We start from the raw sequence: 20,873 nt of genomic DNA, 5'->3' as shown, positions 1-20,873 counted from the left end.
ATCAGGCCCCCAGGGTTGCGCCGCCATCGACCACAATATCCTGCAGCGTTACATGGCTGGCAAGATCTGATGCGAGAAACAGAACGGTGGCCGCAATTTCCTGCGGCTGCGCGATCTTGCCCAGCGGAATACCCAGCTTAAACTGATCCGGGAAGCCCGCAATCATCTCCTGCTCGCCGGTTGGTGTGTGCCACAGGCTGCGCTGCATAGCGGTGTCGGTGGAGCCAGGCGAAACAATATTACAGCGCACGCCGTAAGGCGCCATTTCCAGACCCACAGTCAGACAGAGGCTGCGCAGCGCGGCTTTTGACGCACCATAAGCGGACATGCCAATACGTGGGGCATGCGCTGAATTCGAGGCGACAGTCACGATGGCACCGGTGCGCTGTTCACGAAAGCGCGGCAGCGTCTGCTGGAACAGATTAAACGCACCGCCTGCATTGACGTTAAGACAGGCCTGCCAGTCAGCAAATGACAGCGCATCGGTGGCACCAGTACGCAGAATACCGGCTGCGTTGACCAGCACATCGATGCGCGGCTGGGCGGTCAGCACCCGCTGACACACTGATTTTACCTGCGTCGGATCGGCAATATCCATGGTGTGACAGGAAAACGGATAGTCATGATCCTGGAACCGCAGATCAAACGCCTCTACCTGCGCGCCTGCCTGATGAAAGGCCAGCGCTGTGTGATAGCCAATGCCCTGACCGGCACCGGTCACCCAGACGATTTTACCGCTGAAGTCGGTTACATGGCTCATTCAGCAGGCTCCCGCGACAGCAGCGCCCACCAGCCGTCGATGCTCGGGTTCTTGGCCAGGCTGACAAAATCGATATCACGATGTACCTGACGCCAGCGTGCCGCCAGCGCCATCACGCGTACTGAATCCAGCCCGTAGTCGATCAGGTTTTCATCATCGTCCGGCACCTCATCATCTTCCAGCAGCGGCAGGATCAGCGCGCGCAGTTCGTCTTTGCTGAGCGGTACAGGCATCAGATCGGCGGTCATCACCACTTTTCCGCTGCGACCCGCGGTGTAGGTCAGCGCCATCATATGTTCATCACGGCTGAAGTCAGCCAGCGCATCAGCCACCATAAACGGCTGAATATTACGCATAAACGCATCCGTGGCGGTAGTCAGGCAGCCGATATGGGCATAGACGCCGGTAATAATCAGCTGATCGCGGCCCATCTCCTGCAGGATCGCCTCCAGCGGCGAGCGGTGAAACGCACTGTAGCGCCACTTGGTCAGGACCTGATCGTGCTCATCCGGTGCCAGCGCCTCCACGATCTTCTGCTGATCGGGGTGTTTATTCAGGCCAGGTCCCCACATATCGTTGAGCAGCGCACGATCTTCATCGCTCTGCGCGTTGGGCTGAGCGGTGTAAAACACTGGAATACCCTGCGCTTTGCAGTAGCGTCGCAGGCGGACAATATTGTTAACGACCTGCTCAACCAGCGGGCTGTTATCGCCCCAGAAGTTAAGGAAATAGCGCTGCATATCGTGGATCAGCAGGGCAGCACGGCCTGGCTCCAGTGTCCATTTCACCTTGTTGTTCGGCAGCTCAGTGGCGTCAGGCAGCGGATAAGAGGTCAGTTGTGGGATAGCCATTAAAATTCTCCGGACAGATCAGGCTTGCGCGCGTTGATCGGCAAGTTGTTGGCGCAGACGTTTTTTATCCACCTTGCCGACCGCGGTCAGCGGCAGAGCATCTACGCAGGTAATACGGTCGGGCAGCTTAAATTCGGCGACGCCCAGTTCACGCAGGTGACGACGCAGCGCCACCGGTTTCACCGGCTGACGCGTGACAATAAACGCGCAGCTCTTTTCACCCATCAGTTCGTCGCTCATAGAGACCAGCGCCGCGTGGATCACATCCGCATGGCGCTGCAGAAGGTTTTCGATCTCTTCAGCTGCGATCTTTTCGCCGCCCCGGTTGATCTGATCTTTTTCCCGACCCTGCACAATGATGTTGCCAGCGGGGGTAATTTCGACCAGATCGCCAGAGCAGTAGAAGCCCTGGTCATCAAAGCTGGTGGCGTTATGTTCGGGACTGTTGTAGTAGCCACGGAACGTATAAGGACCGCGCGTCATCAGGCGACCAATGGCACCGACCGGGAGCGGATGTCCCTGTTCGTCGGCAACCCATACCTCATCATCCGGAGAGATAGGGCGTCCCTGCGTAGTGAGAATGGTCTGTTCATCGTCATCCAGCCGGGTGTAATTCACCAGACCTTCCGCCATCCCAAACACCTGCTGAAGGGTACAGCCGATCTCGTTCTGGATGCGCGCGGCCAGCGTTTCGCCCAGCTTTGCGCCACCGACCTGAATACGTTGCAGTGAGGCCAGCGCGGCATTGCTGCCCCCTTCCTGAATCGCCTGCAGCCAGAGACTGGCCGCGGGTGGAACCAGGCCGGTATCAGTAACCTGATGCTTTTCAATCAGCGGGAAACAGAGGGTCGCGCTGGGATCGGCCGCTAAGATCACCTGGCCGCCCGCGTAAAAGACGCCCAGCGCGCCCGGAGAACTCATCGGGAAATTATGCGCAGCGGGCAGGGCAATCAGGTAACGGGTATCTGCGTTGACCCCGCAGATCACGTCACTTTCCCGGATGCTGTAGTAGTAATCATTGTGGGTACGCGGGATCAGTTTCGGGGTGCCGGTACTGCCGCCTGACAGCTGGAAAAAAGCGACTTCATCGCCTGCGGTCGGGGTTGCCCTGAAGTCATCTGCGGGTTCTGCCAGCAGGGCGTTGAGACTGTTTTCCGCATGAGCATCATTACGCAGGATCACCTGCTGCAGTGAAGGCTGCTCACGGCGAAGCTGCGTAATAAAGGCGTCATCGGTGAACAGGGGATGGCTGCGATCGGCAATCAACAGGCGCGGCGCGATCTGACTGGCATAGGCGGCCAGTTCGGTACGCTGATGGCTGAGCAGCGCGTTAACCGGGGCGACGCCGATTTTGAACAGCGCAAACAGCGTCAGGTAAAATTCTGCCACGTTCCCAAGCTGTACCAGCGCCGTATCGCCGGGTTTCAGGCCACGTCGCTGCAGTGCCGCTGCCAGATTGTCACTCAGTGAGGCCAGCTGGCGATAGGTAAATTGCCGGTCGCCATCAATCACCGCCAGGCATTCGCTGTCGCGGTGACGATCCAGGATGTCGGTCATCGGCAGATCCAGCCAGAACCCTTTTTCACGGTAACGAGCAGCCAGATCGTCCGGCCAGCGGCTGTAAGAAATCGTCATACAGGTTCCTTTATCGCAATTATTGCAATCCAAAAGCGCGAAGCATGGTGTCGAGTTTGACGCCGGTCTCGCGCCACTCTGATTCAGGTTGTGAGTCCGCCACGATCCCCGCGCCAGCAAACAGTCGGATCCGTGGACCATTCACCGTGCCGCAGCGAATGGTAACGACCCATTCGCCATCACCCTGATCGTCACACCAGCCGACGATGCCACCAAACAGCTGACGCTCAAAGGGTTCAAGTTGCTGAATCAGCGCCTGAGCACGCTGATGCGGAAAGCCGCTGAGCGCTGGTGTCGGATGCAGCAGGCAGGCCAGTGACAGCGCATTTTCGCGATCGTCCAGTACTTCGCCCCGAATCTGCGTAGCGAGGTGCCACAGCGTCGCGGTGGTCAGCAGAGAAGGGGTTTCCGGGACCGACAGCAGGCGACTGCGTGGCTGCAGCGTCATGCGCATCGCATCCGTCACCAGCTTATGTTCATGCCGGTCTTTGGCTGACTGCATCAGGCTGTCACCTGAGGCCAGGTCACGCTGTGGATCGCTGTTGCGCGGCGCTGAACCGGCCAGCGGACAGGAGCTGAACTGGCGGCCCTGCTTACGGATCATCAGTTCAGGGCTGGCACCCACCAGCGCGCCGCCATCGGGCAGCGGCAGATGAAAGTGATAGCTGTCAGGGTTCTGCGCCACGATGCGCTGCATCAGGGCGGCCGTATCAACCGGCTGTTCCGCCACAATTTCCATCAGCCGCGACAGCACCACTTTATCCGGATCGCCGCGCTGCGTGGCTGCCACGGCCTGCGCAACGATGTCAGTGAAGGTGTCGTGATCCGGCAGCGCCGTACGGCGACGAACTTCTGGCAGATCGCTTTCAGCCGATGAGGCGCGGGCTTTCAGATCGTCACGCTGAAAGGTCTGATACGACTCAGGGATAAACAGTGCTGCGGGCTGATCCACATCGAACGGGATCGCACCCACCAGAATGGGATGGGCTATGCCCTGTTTTCTGGCCGAGGCAAAATGATGCTGTAGTTGTTGCTGAAACTCTCCGGTCAGCTGCTCGCCCTGGTTTACCGGGGCAGTGAGTGTCGTAAAACAGCCCTGAGTCGTCAGACTTCGCCAGGGAGAGGTAAACAGGAAGCCACGACAGAGTGCCGGAAAATCCTGCAGCAGGGGATGTTCAAATGCCAGCGATTCCACCATAATTGCACCTATAAATGATAAGATAACTAATAATGATTATCATTTGTATTATGTTGCAGTAACCTACGTCGATTAGCCAAAGGTGTCAATAAATACGCGGTGATTCGGCAGGTTTAGTTGGTCAAATCAGCACAAGTTGTCGCCCGGATTACCGGAGAGTAAAAGGATGAAAACAAATGACTAAACAGGGGGTAACGTCGGCATTAGTGCTGTTTTTCCTGAGTATCACGCTGTTCAGCGTGACCGCTGTTGCACAGAGCGGCTGGCCGCGAACCATCGCCGGGGCAAAAGGTCAGGTCACCCTGGCTCAGGCACCGACTCGCATTGTCTCGACCAGTGTTACCCTGACCGGATCGCTGCTGGCAATTGATGCACCGGTCGTCGCCAGTGGCGCAACCGCACCTGGCAGCCGGCTGGCTGATGAGCAGGGATTCTTCCGGCAGTGGAGTCGTGTGGCAAAACAGCGTGGCGTAAAGCGGCTCTATATTGGTGAACCCAATGCTGAAGCGATTGCTGCAGAAGCGCCAGACCTGATTGTGGTCAGCGCCACCGGTAATGATTCAGCGATCAAACTGGCCGATCAGCTCTCAGCTATTGCGCCGGTACTGGTCGTCAACTATGACGATAAAAGCTGGCAGCAGCTGGTGACACTGCTGGGTGAGGCGACCGGACATGAGGCGGATGCTGCTGCCCGGATAAGCGAGTCCGACGCGCGTGAAAAGGCGCTGAAAGTAAAGCTGACCCTGCCTCCGCAACCGGTTTCTGCGATGGTGTGGAACGGGGATGGTCGGGCAGTGAATCTTTGGACAGAGGCATCGGCACAGGGGAAGTTACTGCAGGAGCTGGGCTTCACGTTGGCAACGCCACCAGCGACGCTTCCGTCCGGTCACAGCATGGGACAGCGTAAAGATATTCTTCAGCTGTCAGGTGAAAATCTGGCGGCAGGCCTGAATGGACGGACTTATCTGCTGTTTGCCGCCGAAGATAACACTGCTGCGCAGGTGATGAGTAACCCTTTCCTGGCGCAAACCCCGGCGGTGCGCGCTAAAGCGGTCTATGCGCTGGGGCTGGATAGCTTTCGTCTCGACTACTACAGCGCCAGTAATTTGCTGTCACGGCTGGAAGCGCTGTTCGTGAAATCATGATGTGGCCTCGGCGGGGGCAGGCAGTTGATAGCGTCGCAGGCGGGCCATGAGCAGCCACATGACGATACCCAGCACGGTGGCTGCCAGAGCAGAGAGGGCGGCTGCCTGCTGCGGCAACAGCAGTGAACCCATCGCGCCAATGATTGCTGCACCTGTCGCATCGCCGGTGACATTCTGCGCTGTCCAGAGGCTGTTGATCCTGCCAGGCAGTGCATCGGGCGTCAGCGTCTGAATCATCGCATACTGCACCAGGCTGCTGATGGCACTGACCAAAGGCCATGAGGCAGATCAGACTCAGGCTGAACCACGGCATCAGGCTGAACAGAGCCAGTGCGACGAAGGTCGCGATGGCTCTGGCCTGACTCAGACCGCCCGGCTGTGGCGACTGCGCCAGCCGTCCGCTTGTCAGCGCACCCGTCGCAGCACCCAGCGGCACGGCACCGTACATCAGCCCCAGCGCTGATGGCATCCGCCTTCATCAGAATCTCACGCCCGACCAGCGCCGTGACGCCTGTCGCGCCGAAAAAGCCATTCCAGAGTCCTGGCACGAAGACGGCGATGACCGACGGTTAAGGGAGCAGGGCATTAATGCACAACGCGGCAAAGCCCAGACCAGAGGTGGATCGGGCAAACAGGATCAGGCGACGGCGCTTAAGGCGATCGGCCAGCACGCAGCCGGTCAGCAGGCCGATAAACATACCGGCTTCGGCCAGCGTCAACGCCAGTCCTGCCAGTAGCGGCGATTGCGTCAGTTGCTGAATCTGAACCGGGACCGTCAGCGCCAGCATGCCGGGAGCGCTAATCGAGATAAAGCGGACGATAAACAGGGCGCGAAAGGCGGGATGGGTTTCAGCAGAGTAAGCTCGATAAAGTGGGATGGTTTGTTCATAGCGTCGCTTTTATCCACCCATTTTCTTCATTATTGACTCTGAGAGTCATGGTAACATACAAAAAAACAGCCAATAACGATAACAAGTATCATTATCATAAAGACTCGCAATTGCGAGCTATGTTGAATCCGTGAAGGTTTAAATGTTATGCGTCCACTCCATGCAATAGCCGGTTCAGGGATAGTGCTATTGTTGCTTATCGCGCTCAGCCTGATGCTCGGTGCCAGATCTATCCCCTTTCATGATGTTTTACATGCTTTACTTTCCGACTGTAGCCGCGTCGATTGTGTGATCGTGCGCGATGCCCGGCTGCCGCGAACCCTGGCGGGATTGCTGTCCGGGATCAGTTTAGGTCTGGCAGGCGCACTGATGCAGAGCCTGACGCGCAATCCACTGGCCGACCCAGGCATTCTTGGTGTTAATGCCGGAGCGGGTTTTGCGGTGGTGCTCGGCATCGCCCTCTCTGGCGCAGATTCACCTGCAGAATGGCTGGGTTTTGCTTTTACGGGCGCACTGCTGGCGTCGCTGCTGGTGGCCCTGACGGGGGCGATCGGCGGCGGGCGCGTTAATCCGCTGCGTCTGACGCTGGCAGGCGTGGCGCTGGGTGCGGTGCTGGAGGGTTTAACGTCTGGACTGTCGCTGCTTAATCCCGATATTTACGATCATCTGCGTTTCTGGCACAGCGGTTCGCTGGATATCCGCAATTTCGCCATTCTGCACACTGTCTTTCCGGCGGTCGTTGCCGGAAGCCTGCTGGCGCTACTGCTGGCACCTTCGCTCAACAGCCTGAGTATGGGCGGGGATATGGCAACCGCGCTGGGCACCCGTGTGATGCGTACTCAACTGGTGGGATTGCTGGCGATTGCACTGCTGAGCGGTGCGGCGACGGCGGCAGTCGGACCCATCGCCTTTGTTGGGTTAATGACACCGCATCTGGCCCGCTGGCTGTTGGGCAACGATCATCGCTGGATGCTGCCGGGAACCCTTGTAATCACGCCCTGTCTGCTGCTGGCCGCCGATATTCTGGGACGGCTGCTGGTGCCGGGTGAACTGCGCGTGTCAATTGTTACGGCCATTCTCGGTGCGCCGATGCTGATTGTGCTGGTGCGCCGAAAGCTGGGAAGAGGGCAAATATGACACGGATGATGATCAATGCGTTACTGCTGTTGATGGCCTGCGGGGTACTGGCTTTTCTGGGCGTCACGCGCGGCACCTTACCGATCTCCGCCAGCCAGTTATGGGCACTTTTCAACGGCGAGGCGGCGCGCAATGTTCAGCTCATTGTGCTGGAGTGGCGTCTGCCGCGCGTCATGATGGCCCTGCTGATTGGTGCAGCGCTGGGCGTCAGTGGGGCGATTTTTCAGTCGCTGCTGCGGAACCCGCTGGGCAGTCCCGATATTCTGGGTTTTAACACCGGCGCTTACAGCGGCGTGCTGGTGGCGCTGGTGCTGTTCCAGCAAAACATGGAAGGGATGACGCTGGCGGCACTGGCAGGCGGGCTGCTCACGGCGGGTGTGGTCTGGCTGTTCAGCTGGCGCAACGGCGTGGAGACCTTTCGGCTGATTATTGTGGGCATCAGCGTGCGGGCGCTGCTGATGGCGCTGAACAGCTGGCTGATTATCAGTGCTTCACTGGAGGCGGCACTGAGCGCCGGGCTCTGGAGCGCCGGTTCACTTAACGGCATTACCTGGGCGAAAACCACGCCGGTGATCGCCGTGCTGCTGCTGGCGCTGCTGGCAACAGGCATGCTGGCCCGCCGCATGCGACTGCTGGAGATGGGTGATGACACGGCCTGCGCGCTGGGCGTTCCGGTTGAGCGCAGCCGCGTCATGCTGATGCTGACGGGCGTTATCCTCACCGCCGCCTCGACGGCGCTGGTCGGTCCGATCTCCTTTATTGCGCTGCTGGCACCGCAGATTGCGCGACGTCTCAGTGGTGGCACCAAAGGCGCGCTGCCGCTGGCTGCGTTGTGTGGCGCGCTGCTGTTAATCGCCGCGGATTACGCCGCGCAGCACTTTTTCCTGCCTTATCAGCTGCCGGTTGGCGTGATCACGGTCAGCCTGGGCGGACTCTATCTGATTGCGCTACTGGTGCGGGAGGCACGACGCCAATGAAAGTGACAACACGATTGCAGGGCGACGCGCTGACGCTGGGCTATGACAAAAAAATCGTGGCGGAGAATCTCTCTGTGGCGATCCCTGACGGTGAACTGACCGTGATCATCGGTCCCAACGCCTGCGGAAAATCAACGCTGCTGCGTACCTTAAGCCGCCTGGTCTCGCCGCTGCAGGGTGAGGTGCTGCTGGATGGCAATACCATTGCTCACTACGCGACCAAAGAGGTGGCACGCCGGCTAGGGCTGCTGCCGCAAAGCTCGAACGCGCCTGCAGGTATCAGCGTCAGCGAACTGGTGTCGCGCGGGCGTTATCCGCACCAGTCGTTGTTTGGGCGCTGGCGACAGGAAGATGAGGCGGCGGTGCAGCAGGCCATGCAGGCCACTGGCGTGGCCGATTTAGCGCAGCAGCAGGTTGATACGCTCTCTGGCGGTCAGCGGCAGCGGGTGTGGATTGCGATGGTGCTGGCTCAGCAGACACCGCTATTGCTGCTGGATGAACCGACCACCTGGCTGGATATTGCCCATCAGATTGAACTGCTGGAATTAATGCAGGATCTCAATCAGCAGCATGGACGAACGCTGGTGGTGGTGCTGCACGATCTTAATCAGGCGTGCCGCTACGCCAGCCACCTGATAGCGATGCGCGACGGGAAAATCGTTGCCGAAGGGAAACCGGCGGAGATTGTAACGCCGGAACTGATAGAAACGATCTATGGCCTGCGCTGCATTATCATCAGCGATCCGGTGGCCGGTACGCCGATGATTGTACCGCTGGGCAGAGGCTGACCCGCGCCCTCTCCGGCGAAAAAAGCGCAGGTCAGGACGGCTCAGGGAATCAGCGCCGCCAGACACTGCTGCAGTCGTGGGCCGATCTGCCTGAACATGCGCGGTGAGATGATTTCGACGTGCGCACAGTCCAGCGGCCAGATAGTCAGTCCGCCAACCCAGGGTGCCCAGGCGCGGCGTGCATCCTGACCGGGCTGCTGGGTCTGTTGCGCCAGGAACAGCGTGGCGTGTCCACCAAAGCGAGCACTGCGCGCCGTGGCCAGCAGGCGCACCGAACTGGCGTAGTTGGCTTCAATGGTGGCAAACAGCGCCGCCATCCCTTCACCGGCCTGCTCGCGCTGTGCCGCAATAAATTGCTCGCGCTCACGATTGACCTCTGCCAGCACCGCCGGGTCCAGCACGTGTTCACCGCGCCGTTCATCCCAGTTCTGCGTCTCTGGCGGCCAGGTATCCAGCAGCCCGAGGAAGGCGACCGTTTCACCTTCGGCCTCCAGCCGCGCGGCGATACCCTGTGCCAGCGTGCCGCCCAGCGAATAGCCCAGGAAATAGTAGGGCCCCTCTGGCTGCTGCTGGCGCACCGTCGCCAGATGTGCGTCACACACCGCATCAAGGTGCTGCGCCTGATTCAGCGGGCTGGTGATGTCAGGTGACTGAATGCCGAGCAGCGACCAGCGCGCATCCAGATAGCGCTGCAACACGCTGAACTGCCAGGCAAAACCTGAGGCGGGATGGAAGCAGAACAGCGTCGGGCCGGTAGTGCGCCGCAGTGGCAAGACCGCTTCAAATCCGGCGCGGGCAGTCTCCGCGGATTCGCTGCTAAGCAGGACGGCCAGCTTTTCTACCGTGGCGGCTACCATAATCTGACCCACCGACACCGACTGATTCAACGTCCGTCGCAGCTGCGCCGCCAGCCGCATCGCCAGCAGCGAATGGCCACCCAGCACAAAAAAATCATCCTGTGCGCTGACGGACTCACGTTCCAGCAGCGTGGCGAACGCCTGCGCCAGCGTGGTTTCCAGACCAGGGTGCGGCGCACGCCCGGCAGCCGCAGGCCGGGTTTGTGGCAGCGGCAGCGCTTTACGATCCAGCTTGCCGTTGCTGCTGAGCGGTAGTGCCGCCAGCTGAACAATCGCCACTGGTACCATATGCGCGGGCAACTGTATCGCCAGGGTCTGGCGCATGACGTCGGCATCAATCGGGCCATCTGCGACCACATAGCCGACCAGCTGGCGGGCATCACCCTGCTGGTCACTACTGCTGCCCAGTACCACCGCATGCGTCACGGCCTGCACAATGCCAGGCAGCGCAGCCATGGCATGATCGATCTCATTCAGCTCGATACGTTGTCCGCGGATTTTAAGCTGATCGTCGCTGCGGCCCAGATACTCCACTGCACCATCCGGCAGCCAGCGCGCCACATCGCCGGTGCGGTACATGCGGGAGCCGTTACCCCACGGATCGGCCACAAACCGGCTGGCCGTGAGGTCAGGACGATCCAGATAACCCTGTGCCAGCTGCACGCCGGTCAGCCAGAGATCACCCGCCACCCCAGGCGGCACCGGCTGCAGGCGCGCATCCAGAATCCGTAAGCCGGTGTTCCAGACCGGGAAGCCAATCGGCACGCTGGCACCGTCGACGGCCGCCAGCGCGGGTCCGAAAGCCGGGCAGAAGCTGACATCCACTGCCGCTTCGGTCGGGCCATACAGGTTATGCAAGGGTACCCGGGTCAGCGTCTGCCACTGGCGGGACAGCTCAGTGGGCAGCGCTTCGCCGCTGCAGAACACCTGGCGCAGGGTGGTGCACCTTGCTATCGCGTTGTCATCGTGCAGCGAGGCAACAAAAGCCGCCAGCATCGAGGGAACAAAATGGGTGGTGGTCACGCGGTAGCGGGCAAACAGCTGCTGCAGCGCTTCCGGGTCGCGGTGGGCATCAGGCGGTGCCATCACCAGCTGTGCGCCAGCGATCAATGGCCAGAAGAACTCCCACACCGAGACATCAAAGCTGCTCGGCGTTTTCTGCAGCACCACATCATCACCGCCGAGCGGATAACGATCCTGCATCCACAGCAGCCGGTTGACGATCGCCTCATGACTGACCAGCACGCCTTTTGGCCGACCGGTCGAGCCGGAGGTATAGATGATGTAGGCACCATCATGCGGACGGGGGTCCTGTGTCCGCACGCTATCAATGGGGGATAATAGAGCCTCATAAAACAGCGGCGCGACCGGTGAGAGAGCCGCCAGCCTGTCTGCCAGTTCGCGGCAGGTGATCAGCATTTTCGGCGCGGCATCTTCCAGCATCATCTTCAGCCGATCATCCGGGTAGCCGGTATCAAGCGGCAGCCAGGTTGCACCCACGCTGACAATCGCCTGTAGCGCCAGCGATAAAAAGACTGAGCGCGGCAGCGCCACGGCGACGATGTCACCCCGCGTCACACCCTGCGCAATCAGCTGTTGTCCCAGCGCGGCGACCTGCTGCTGCATCTGCTGATAAGTAAGCTCATGCGCCTCATCCGTCAGCGCCATGGCGCGCGGCGTACGCTGCGCCTGCAGCAGCAGCAGGCTGCTTAGCGTCTCTGCAGGCAGCATCACGGCAGTCTGATTGACCGCTGCCAGCTGCTGATGTTCTTCCGGCATCAGCATATCCAGCTCGCCACAGGCGCACGCTGGCCGGACGGCAAGCTGCTGAAGCAGCAGACCAAAGCGGCTGGCATGTTGCTTCAGCACGGTTTCGCTGTAGCGCTCTGCATTGGCCAGTAGTTCCAGCGTCAGGTCGCCCTGTTCGCTGAGATAGATAGCAATCTCCAGATCGCGGACCGGGCCTGACGCCAGCTGATGAGTGATGCCTTCAATGCCGGCGAAATCGAGCTGATAGTCGAACATCTTCAGGTTAATCACCGGCCCATAGAGCGGAGCGCTGTCACCCAATCGCCCCAGATCGCGCTGCACCTGTTCAGCGTCGTAACGCTGATGACGGCGCATTTTTCTGACCTCGCCCGCCAGCTGCGCGGCCAGTGCCGCCAGCGGCTGTGCCGGATCGTAATGGATGGCCACAGGCAATACGTTGATCACCGGACCGGTGGCGCAGAGCGCGGCCGAGCCGATGCGGCGCATAAAGATGAAACCAGCGGCAAAGTCGTTCTGACCGGTGAGGCGCGCCAGCCACAGCGCCACCAGCGCAAAGGCGGTGTCCGCCGCGCTGAGATTCTGCTGCTGGGTATGCGCCAGCAACGCCTGAAAGGTGTGTCGCTCCAGGGCAAATGTGTGTCGTAGCAGATCGGTGCTGGCGCTCTGACCTGCCAGCGGCAGCGCAGACAGCGAGGCGGGCGCAGGCAACTGCGCACCTTTTTCCAGCCAGAACTGGCGATCGCGCTGCCAGGCTGAAGAGTTGTGATAGCGCTGATACTCGTCGACGACCTCGCTGAACGGGACAAAGGGGCTCGGCTCCGGCGTGTCGCCGTGCTGCCAGGCGCTGTAGAGATGGGCGATACGGCGGGTCAGGGCGGTGAAGCTGAAACCATCGATCACCAGATGATGGTAGCGCTGATACCAGTACCAGTGATCCTCGCCCAGCCGAAGCAGGCTGTGATGATAGAGCGGCGCACCGCTCAGCACCCGCAGATCGCCAGACATATCCTGCTGCATCAGCGCCCGTGCGGCGGCCTCCGGATCGGCGGCATCGCGCAGATCGATCATTTCAGGCGCGCGAAAATGCTGGGGGGTAAGCCACTGCAGCGGTTCACCCTCCTGCTCGCCAAAGGCCATATTCAGCGTGTCCGCTTCCTGCATGCCGGCAACGATGGCGCGAGACAGCAGCGCGCTGTTCAGCGCACCACGCAGTTCAACGAAATGCGCCACGGCGTAGGCATTGGAATAGGGGGATAACTGCTCAGCGATCCAGATGCCGGGCTGCGCGGCCACCAGCGGCAACGTTTTTTGTTCTGTCAGCGGGTTCAGAGTGGTCTCAGACATTGCGGCTCCCGCTGTCCTGCGTCATGACCGGACGGATATCGTGCCAGTTTTCATTCAGCCAGCTCAGGCAACGGGCCTGTGGTTCGGGCCCATAAACAGGCTGCCACCCTGGCGGAACCGTACAAAAGGCGGGCCATAAGCTGTACTGCTGCTGATCGTTTTTCAGCACCTGACAATCCTGCTGTGGATCGTCGAAAGGATTGAGTTGTTGCATGTTAGTCTCCTGTCCGAAGTCGCCGGGCGCGTTAGCGGCGCTCTGCTGCGTATCCTTTTTCTTTTAATGGCGCACAGGCGGCGGGATATCAGTAGGTTATGGCGATTGCCATAGAGCTTTAAGGCCTGCCAGCAGCCCGCCGCGCCAGCATAGCGCATCGTGACCCCCTTCAACCGGGTGATAGCTGACCTGATGTCCTGCCGCGGTGAGATCGCGCTGAAACAGCTCGTTTGCCGCCAGAATCAGCCGTTCGCGCCGTCCCGCCTCCAGATAAAAGCGCCGGGAGGGTGCCTGCAGCAAACCCTGCTGTAACTGCTGCGGCAGCCAGCCATTCGGGTCGTCGCGCGCGGGCCACCAGAACGAACCGGAAAGACTGATGGCACCCGCAAAGGTTTCAGGCCAGGTCAGGGTAGCGTAAGCGGCCGAAAGGCCGCCAAAACTCTGTCCGGCCACCAGCGTGCTGTTGGCCCGAAACGGTGCCCACTGCTGAATTTGTGGTAACAGCTCATGCTGAATCGCCAGCCAGAAATCGGGATTACAGGTCAGCTCACGCGTGCGGTGTTCGCGGTCAATAATGTCGATCATGACATAGACCGCAGGAGGCAGTTCGCCTGCCTCAGTGAGTTGCTCAAGCGGACCGGCAACGGGCATGCTGAGTGTCCAGAACTGACCATCCAGCAGTAGTGCCAGCGGACGATCGGCAGCATCTGCCTCACCGGTGACACAAAGCCAGACCTGACGCTGATTGCCCAGTCGCTGGCTGCGCCAGAGATATTGCTGCAGCGGAATAGGGGTGGCGTGACCTTCATCAACTGCACGCCATACCTGCTGCTCAGGCGCGTGCGGCAGATGCAGCGGCGAGACGCTCATGCCGCGCCCGGCCGACCAGCTTCGCAGCGGATTGAGCGGATCGCTTTGTGCCTGCCGGAATTTCTGACCCCACCACTGGCGCAGCGCCTGCATATCAGCCTGCCCGGCAAACGTCTCTGTCTGGTTGTCAGGGATCAGGCAGTAGCTGCCGCGCCAGTCAGCAGGCAGGGTGGTTTGCCACCACCAGACATCGGTATCAGGAACAGGTGTTAAGGAGGACGGTGAGGCTGTGTGATGATGATCGGTTACGCCGGTAATGTTGATCCAGACGCGCCGGGTATCAGAGTGCAGCGGGTCACCCTGGGGGTCACGCCAGAAAAAAGTGACCTGACAGGTGCCCTTTTCGCCGGGTTCAATCAGGGGAATGCCCTGCTGCTGCCGCTGCTGCCACCAGCGTTCGCTGCCGGTCTCTTCGTTTAACCACGCCATTCGCGCCATGATTCAATCACACTTGCCTGGGGTCATGCATGTTACAGATAATAGTATTGATAATTATTTGCATTTGCAATAGTGTGTTTCCGCTCAACAGGGAGCGCGCGCATTTTCTCTGCCGCATTGGATTTCAGACGGACGTAACGCGGTTCTGAAGCAGGTGTAGCGGGAGGGGGTAATGCGTTGCAGGCAAGGTTATGACCTTTTTACCGGTTCGCCGGCAGTGGCACGCTCGCTGGCACTCCAGGAACAGAAAAATGAAAAAGTTATCCCGGCTTTCGTTAGCCATTATGATTGAACTGGGTTTCGCGGCCTCTCTCATTTCTGCTGGCGCAGTGGCTGCCGAAGCCCACAGCGACCCGGCAATCAGCAACACGTCAGATACGATCCACGACGGTACCATGATGGTCACCGCCGCTGAGCAGACGCTGCAGGCCCCTGGCGTGTCGACCATTACCGCCGACGAAATCAAAAAACATCCCCCTGCGCGCGACGTCGCCGAAATCATCCGCACCATGCCCGGTGTCAACCTGACCGGTAACTCCACCAGCGGCCAGCGCGGTAACAACCGTCAGATCGATATCCGTGGTATGGGGCCGGAAAATACCCTGATCCTGATCGATGGCCTGCCGGTGACCAGCCGCAATGCGGTGCGGCTGGGCTGGCGTGGCGAGCGTGACACACGCGGCGACACTAACTGGGTACCGCCAGAGATCATTGACCGGATTGACGTCATCCGCGGTCCGGCAGCGGCCCGCTACGGCAATGGCGCGGCGGGTGGTGTGGTCAATATCATCACCAAAAAAGAGATGGATAATCAGTGGCACGGCTCGTGGAGCGCCTATTATAACGTGCCGCAACACAAGGATGAGGGCGCAACGCGGCGTACCAACTTCAGTCTTGAAGGACCGCTGGGCGATGATGTCAGTTTCCGGCTCTATGGCGGTCTGGCAAAAACGCAGGCCGATGCTTACGACATCAATGAAGGTCACGCCGCAGACCGCACCGGCAGTTACGCGGGATCCTACCCGGCGGGCCGCGAAGGTTCAGTCAATAAAGATATTCATGGCCTGCTGCGCTGGGCGTTTGCACCGATGCAGGCGCTCGAAGTGGGGGCCGGTTACAGCCGTCAGGGCAACCTCTATGCTGGCGACACCCAGAACACTAATACCAACGCGCTTGTGAAAAGCAAATATGGTGACGAAACCAACCGGCTTTATCGGCAGAACTTTTCTGTTAAGTGGACCGGTGCCTGGGATAATGGCATCAGCACCACTACCTATGCGCAGTATGAAAACACCCGCAACTCGCGTCTGAATGAAGGGCTGGCGGGCGGCACTGAAGGTATATTTTCCAACAGCAACTTCAATACCATCCAGCTGGACGATGTGTTGCTGCACAGCGAGATCAGCGTGCCGTTTGAGTGGCTGGTGAATCAGACCGCAACCTTTGGCACGGAATGGAATCAGCAGCGGATGAAGGATCCTTCCTCGACGACGCAGGCCGCCAGCTACGGTTCGATTCCTGGTATTGCCACCACCGGACGCTCTCCCTATTCGCAGGCGGAAATCTTCTCACTGTTTGCGGAAGACAATATTGAGCTGACCGACAGTACCATGCTGACGCCTGGCCTGCGCTTCGATCACCATTCGATTGTCGGCGATAACTGGAGCCCGTCGCTCAACCTCTCACAGGGATTAGGCGATGAGTTCACCCTGAAAATGGGCATTGCGCGCGCTTATAAAGCGCCGAGCCTCTACCAGACTAACCCGAACTATCTGCTTTACAGCAATGGTCAGGGCTGCGCGGCCAGTGCCGGTGCCTGTTATCTGATGGGTAATGATGACCTGAAAGCGGAAAACAGCATCAACAAAGAGATTGGACTGGAATGGAAGCGCGACGGCTATCAGGCGGGCCTGACCTGGTTCCGCAACGACTATCGGAACAAAATAGAGGCAGGCACGGCCCCCACCGGCACGGCGTCTAACGGCAAAACCGATATCTACAAATGGGAAAATGTGCCAAAAGCGGTGGTTGAGGGGCTTGAAGGTACGGTTAATGTCCCGTTCTCTGATAGCGTAACGTGGAACAACAACTTCACGTATATGCTGCAAAGCAAAAATAAAGAGACCGGCGATCGCCTGTCGATTATTCCGGCGTATACGCTCAATTCTACGCTGAGCTGGCAGGCGATGCCGGATCTCTCACTCCAGACAACCCTGACCTGGTACGGTAAACAGGTGCCGAAGAAGTATGACTATAAGGGTAACGCCGTCACCGGCAGCGCGACCGATCAGGTCAGTCCCTATTCGGTGATGGGGATGAGCGGCACCTATGATGTTAATCAGTATGCCAGCGTTACGGTCGGTATCGACAACCTCTTCGACAAGCGTCATTTCCGTCAGGGCAATGCGCAGACTACCGGCAATGCCACCACCGGCGCTTATCTTTACGGCGCGGGAGCCAATACCTTTAATGAATCGGGCCGCACATTTTATATGAGCGTGAACACCCGCTTCTGATCGGTTCAGCCATAAAAAAACGCAGCAGGTTGATCGCCTGCTGCGTTTTTATCTCTGCTTTATCAGTTGTTCTGGTTGATATCGCGGTAGAGTCGGCTCTCAAAACGCACCAGCGGAATACGGCGGGTACGCTGATCCTCCGGCGGAACCGCATAGCCGGAGAGGAACTGCACAAAAGCAACCCGCGCACCGCTGGAGGTGGTGATAAAGCCCGCCAGGTTATAGACCCCCTGCAGGGAACCGGTTTTCGCCGAGACCTTGCCATCCAGTCCCGCTTCATGCAGCCCGCCGCGATACTGCAGCGTGCCGTCATAACCCGCCAGCGGCAGCATCGAAATATAATCCAGCGTGTCGTCATTCTTCGCAATGAACTGCAACACCTGCATCATGGTTTGTGGCGAAATGAGGTCATGTCGTGACAGGCCGGAACCATCGACCTGAATGCTATTACCCATATCGACATTGGCTTTGGCTTTCAGGATACGGCGGACAGCATCCTGTCCGGCGCGGAATGTGCCGGGCACGTTGAAGTAGTGATGACCAATGGTGCGGAAGACCGTGTCGGCTATCATGTTGTCTGACTTCTTCAGCATGGTGTGCAGCAGCGTGTGCAGCGGCGCAGACTGGGTCGATGCCAGTACGGTACCTGGCTCCGTGACCTGCGTCTGGCGCACCAGATGGCCACTGTAGTCAATCTCTGACGACCGCAGCTCTGCCTTAAGGATTTCACCCGCCCAGGCCGCGCCATCCTGCACAGCAAAGGCCAGCGGCAGAGGTTCGGCACGCTGGCGCATACAGCCTGTCAGGGTGTAGCGGTTCAGCTCCCCCGGAACCACATCCAGTTCACAATATTGACCTTCACCGCTGTTACGGCCGAGGGTGCGGACCTGGCTGTACATATGCGCCGGATAATAGGAGGCGATGCGCACAAACGCATTTTCACCCGGCGTATTAGCGCTGTAGAGCGACACCGAGAAGCAGTTTTTATCCACGATCGCGGCACCCGGCGGGGCGCTGAAGCACTGGGTCATATCATTCCACGGCCAGCCTGGTGCCATGTCATGGCTGGCAAAAACCGAGGTGTCGATAACCAGATTACCTTTGATATGGTTAATGCCCTGCTTCTTTATTGCCGCGACCATGTTGCGCAGATCCTGACGGCTTAACGTCGGATCACCGCCGAAACGGGCGACTAAATCGCCGTTCAGGGTGCCATCTATAATGGCACCCCGGGTCTCAAAAGTGGTCTGAAAACGAAAGTCGCCACCCAGTTCCAGTAACGCCGCCAGCGCTGTTACCACTTTCATGGTACTGGCGGGCAGGGCCATCTGTTTGCCGTGGTAATCAATGATCGGTGTTGATGCACCCACTTTCTGAACCATCAGCGCCAGATTGGCACCATCTGGCAGGTACTGCATGTATTCATCAACTGGCGCTGCGTGTGCCTGCAGCATAAATGCGCAGCTTAATCCGGTAACAAGTCGTGAAAATCGCATAATCTCGCGGTAACTGGCAGGTGAGGGCGTCAATACTACGTCGCTGGGCGGTGCAAAGTAAACGATGACCCGCAGGGAACTCTGGGGTAAAATACGTATCAAATTGCAAAACTCTTTTCTGGCCTGGAAGCATCTCCGGGTCAGGATTCTTTTATTTGCAAAAACGGGCTAATGCGCCGCAGAGCGCTTTTTCTGCGGTCACCGGTCAGGATGACATCGTTAAACAGGAAAGAGGGCGAGGAGCTTAAATGAATCAGATTCCGATGACGTTAAGAGGCGCTGAAAGATTGCGCGAAGAGCTGAACGAGCTGAAAACCGTGAAGCGCCCGCGCATTATCGCCTCTATCGCTGAAGCACGCGAACATGGCGATTTAAAAGAGAACGCGGAATATCACGCTGCGCGTGAAGAGCAGGGTTTCTGCGAAGGCCGCATTCAGGAGATTGAAGCCAAACTCTCCAATGCACAGGTTATCGATGTTACGCAGATGCCTAAAACCGGCCGCGTGATCTTCGGTGCCACGGTAACCGTGCTGAATATCGATACCGACGAAGAGGCGACTTATCGCATCGTCGGCGATGACGAGGCGGACTTTAAGCAAAATCTGATTTCGGTCAATTCGCCAATGGCGCGGGGTCTGGTGGGCAAAGAGGCGGATGATGTTGCCATCATTAAAACCCCTGGCGGCGACGTTGAGTATGAGATCCTGAAGGTGGAATACCTTTAAAGTGTTGCTACGCTTTGAAAAGCGTTAAAGCACAATGTAAAGAAAGGAAAAAGGCCGCATTGCGGCCTTTTATCTGAGGTAAGAGCATGTCACTTTCTTTGCCCACTTAGCGTGGCAGAGAAATTTTGCTCTCTTTAGAGGGGCGATACAGCACCAGCGTTTTGCCGATCACCTGTACGTTGCTGGCACCGGTCTCACGCACGATAGCCTCGACGATCAGCTGTTTCGTTTCACGATCTTCAGAGGCGATTTTCACCTTGATCAGTTCGTGATGCGACAGAGCCTGCTCGATTTCGGCCAGCACGCCTTCAGTCAGGCCATTGCCACCCAGCATAACCACTGGCTTGAGCGGATGGGCGAGGCCCTTGAGGTGCTGTTTTTGTTTGGTACTTAGATTCATCGTAGTTTTTTACTTACTCAGGGATTGAAAACGGTTCATTCTACCGCCATCTCGGGTATATCACCAAATCGGCGCAACCCACTGCGTGCAGGTTTATCGCTACGATGACGATTCAACTGGAAATATTATGACGGGTAAAAAGCGTTCGGCCAGCTCGAGCCGCTGGCTTCAGGAACACTTTAGCGATAAATATGTACTTCAGGCGCAGAAAAAAGGGTTGCGTTCGCGCGCCTGGTTTAAACTTGATGAAATACAACAGGGTGACAAGCTTTTCAAACCCGGTATGACCGTGGTAGATCTGGGTGCTGCACCCGGTGGCTGGTCGCAGTATGTTGTACAGCAAATCGGGAACAAAGGGCGCATCATTGCCTGTGATATCCTGCCAATGGATCCGATAGTCGGTGTCGATTTCCTTCAGGGCGATTTTCGTGAAGAATCGGTGATCAATGCGCTGCTTGAGCGCGTTGGCGATCAGAAAGTTCAGGTTGTCATGTCCGATATGGCACCGAATATGAGTGGTACACCTGCCGTAGATATTCCCCGGTCGATGTATTTAGTGGAACTGGCGCTGGAGATGTGTCGGGATATCCTGGCACCTGGCGGCAGTTTTGTAGTGAAAGTGTTTCAGGGAGATGGCTTCGATGAATACCTGCGGGAAATTCGCTCCCTGTTTACGAAAGTAAAAATTCGTAAGCCGGACGCTTCGCGTTCACGTTCACGTGAAGTGTACATTGTGGCGACTGGGCGCAAACTATAACCAAATTGCTGGAGACGTCCGCAGCTTTGCTGCGATTCCATGTATGCAGGATCTATAGTACCCTACGCTATCTGTTAACACCGATGTAATATGAGGTTAATCCCT

General features: G+C 58.4%; 16 protein-coding genes and 1 pseudogene. 7 read left to right on the top strand and 10 right to left on the bottom strand.

Features of this window, described 5'->3' with window-relative positions:
• Nucleotide 1: 1 nt before the first annotated feature.
• From dhbA to F3I44_RS12230, 4 genes are read right to left on the bottom strand one after another with little or no spacing between them, the layout of a single operon-like run.
• Nucleotides 2-760 carry a 2,3-dihydro-2,3-dihydroxybenzoate dehydrogenase gene (gene dhbA / locus F3I44_RS12245; protein ID WP_150011831.1) on the bottom strand — a complete coding sequence of 253 codons (759 nt, stop codon included), beginning with the start codon at nt 758-760 and terminating at the stop codon, nt 2-4.
• Nucleotides 757-1,611: an isochorismatase family protein gene (locus F3I44_RS12240; RefSeq protein ID WP_150011829.1), complete on the bottom strand. Its 855-nt coding sequence runs from the start codon at nt 1,609-1,611 to the stop codon at nt 757-759. Before F3I44_RS12240 ends, dhbA begins: the two co-directional genes overlap by 4 nt.
• Nucleotides 1,612-1,629: 18 nt before the next feature.
• On the bottom strand, nt 1,630-3,246 hold the full coding sequence (locus F3I44_RS12235; protein ID WP_150011827.1) for a (2,3-dihydroxybenzoyl)adenylate synthase: 1,617 nt from the start codon (nt 3,244-3,246) through the stop codon (nt 1,630-1,632).
• A gap of 19 nt (nt 3,247-3,265) precedes the next feature.
• Nucleotides 3,266-4,444 (bottom strand): isochorismate synthase, encoded by a 1,179-nt coding sequence (locus F3I44_RS12230; RefSeq protein ID WP_150011825.1) that lies wholly within the window; start codon nt 4,442-4,444, stop codon nt 3,266-3,268.
• 176 nt (nt 4,445-4,620) lie between these two features.
• On the opposite strand from F3I44_RS12230, the gene fepB reads away from it, so the two are divergent.
• Nucleotides 4,621-5,589 (top strand): Fe2+-enterobactin ABC transporter substrate-binding protein, encoded by a 969-nt coding sequence (gene fepB / locus F3I44_RS12225; RefSeq protein WP_150011823.1) that lies wholly within the window; start codon nt 4,621-4,623, stop codon nt 5,587-5,589.
• On the opposite strand, the pseudogene F3I44_RS12220 reads toward fepB, so the two are convergent.
• Nucleotides 5,584-6,478, bottom strand: a pseudogene (locus tag F3I44_RS12220) (MFS transporter). The gene fepB and the pseudogene F3I44_RS12220 overlap by 6 nt on opposite strands.
• Before the next feature lie 148 nt (nt 6,479-6,626).
• On the opposite strand from F3I44_RS12220, the gene fepD reads away from it, so the two are divergent.
• The 3 genes from fepD to F3I44_RS12205 are packed head-to-tail and all read left to right on the top strand — an operon-like array spanning nt 6,627 to nt 9,381.
• Complete coding sequence (gene fepD / locus F3I44_RS12215) at nt 6,627-7,616, top strand: Fe(3+)-siderophore ABC transporter permease (protein WP_150011821.1); 990 nt, start codon at nt 6,627-6,629, stop codon at nt 7,614-7,616.
• Nucleotides 7,613-8,593 (top strand): iron-enterobactin ABC transporter permease, encoded by a 981-nt coding sequence (gene fepG, locus F3I44_RS12210; RefSeq protein ID WP_150011819.1) that lies wholly within the window; start codon nt 7,613-7,615, stop codon nt 8,591-8,593. The genes fepD and fepG overlap by 4 nt, the downstream gene beginning before the upstream one ends.
• On the top strand, nt 8,590-9,381 hold the full coding sequence (locus tag F3I44_RS12205) for an ATP-binding cassette domain-containing protein (protein ID WP_150011817.1): 792 nt from the start codon (nt 8,590-8,592) through the stop codon (nt 9,379-9,381). The genes fepG and F3I44_RS12205 overlap by 4 nt, the downstream gene beginning before the upstream one ends.
• Before the next feature lie 41 nt (nt 9,382-9,422).
• Here the strand turns inward: F3I44_RS12205 and F3I44_RS12200 are convergent, their stop codons facing one another.
• From F3I44_RS12200 to fes, 3 genes are all read right to left on the bottom strand, one after another.
• The gene (locus F3I44_RS12200) at nt 9,423-13,352 is read right to left on the bottom strand and encodes an enterobactin synthase subunit F (RefSeq protein WP_150019430.1); all 3,930 of its coding nucleotides are present in this window, start codon (nt 13,350-13,352) and stop codon (nt 9,423-9,425) included.
• Nucleotides 13,345-13,566, bottom strand: a complete 222-nt coding sequence (locus F3I44_RS12195) for an MbtH family protein (RefSeq protein WP_150011813.1) — start codon at nt 13,564-13,566, stop codon at nt 13,345-13,347. The genes F3I44_RS12200 and F3I44_RS12195 overlap by 8 nt, the downstream gene beginning before the upstream one ends.
• A gap of 96 nt (nt 13,567-13,662) precedes the next feature.
• Entirely contained in the window at nt 13,663-14,874 is a 1,212-nt protein-coding gene (gene fes / locus F3I44_RS12190) for an enterochelin esterase (RefSeq protein ID WP_150011811.1), read from the bottom strand.
• Nucleotides 14,875-15,125: 251 nt separating this feature from the next.
• Between fes and F3I44_RS12185 the strand changes: the two genes are divergently transcribed.
• A complete protein-coding gene (locus tag F3I44_RS12185) occupies nt 15,126-17,390 on the top strand; it encodes a TonB-dependent siderophore receptor (RefSeq protein ID WP_150011809.1) in 2,265 nt (754 codons plus the stop codon).
• A gap of 62 nt (nt 17,391-17,452) precedes the next feature.
• Here F3I44_RS12185 and dacB read toward each other — a convergent pair whose 3' ends face one another.
• Nucleotides 17,453-18,886 carry a serine-type D-Ala-D-Ala carboxypeptidase gene (gene dacB, locus F3I44_RS12180; RefSeq protein ID WP_150011807.1) on the bottom strand — a complete coding sequence of 478 codons (1,434 nt, stop codon included), beginning with the start codon at nt 18,884-18,886 and terminating at the stop codon, nt 17,453-17,455.
• Between the two features lie 248 nt (nt 18,887-19,134).
• Between dacB and greA the strand changes: the two genes are divergently transcribed.
• A complete protein-coding gene (gene greA / locus F3I44_RS12175; RefSeq protein WP_150011805.1) occupies nt 19,135-19,611 on the top strand; it encodes a transcription elongation factor GreA in 477 nt (158 codons plus the stop codon).
• 106 nt (nt 19,612-19,717) lie between these two features.
• On the opposite strand, the gene yhbY is transcribed toward greA, so the two are convergent.
• Nucleotides 19,718-20,011 (bottom strand): ribosome assembly RNA-binding protein YhbY, encoded by a 294-nt coding sequence (gene yhbY / locus F3I44_RS12170; protein ID WP_010251809.1) that lies wholly within the window; start codon nt 20,009-20,011, stop codon nt 19,718-19,720.
• A gap of 127 nt (nt 20,012-20,138) precedes the next feature.
• On the opposite strand from yhbY, the gene rlmE reads away from it, so the two are divergent.
• The gene (gene rlmE, locus F3I44_RS12165; protein ID WP_013359905.1) at nt 20,139-20,768 is read left to right on the top strand and encodes a 23S rRNA (uridine(2552)-2'-O)-methyltransferase RlmE; all 630 of its coding nucleotides are present in this window, start codon (nt 20,139-20,141) and stop codon (nt 20,766-20,768) included.
• Nucleotides 20,769-20,873: the final 105 nt, after the last annotated feature.

This window comes from Pantoea sp. F_5 (genome assembly GCF_008631595.1).
Classification (GTDB): domain Bacteria; phylum Pseudomonadota; class Gammaproteobacteria; order Enterobacterales; family Enterobacteriaceae; genus Pantoea; species Pantoea gossypiicola.
The sequence above is the reverse complement of the archived record's forward strand: the minus strand, read 5'-3'. Positions and strand labels throughout refer to the sequence as shown.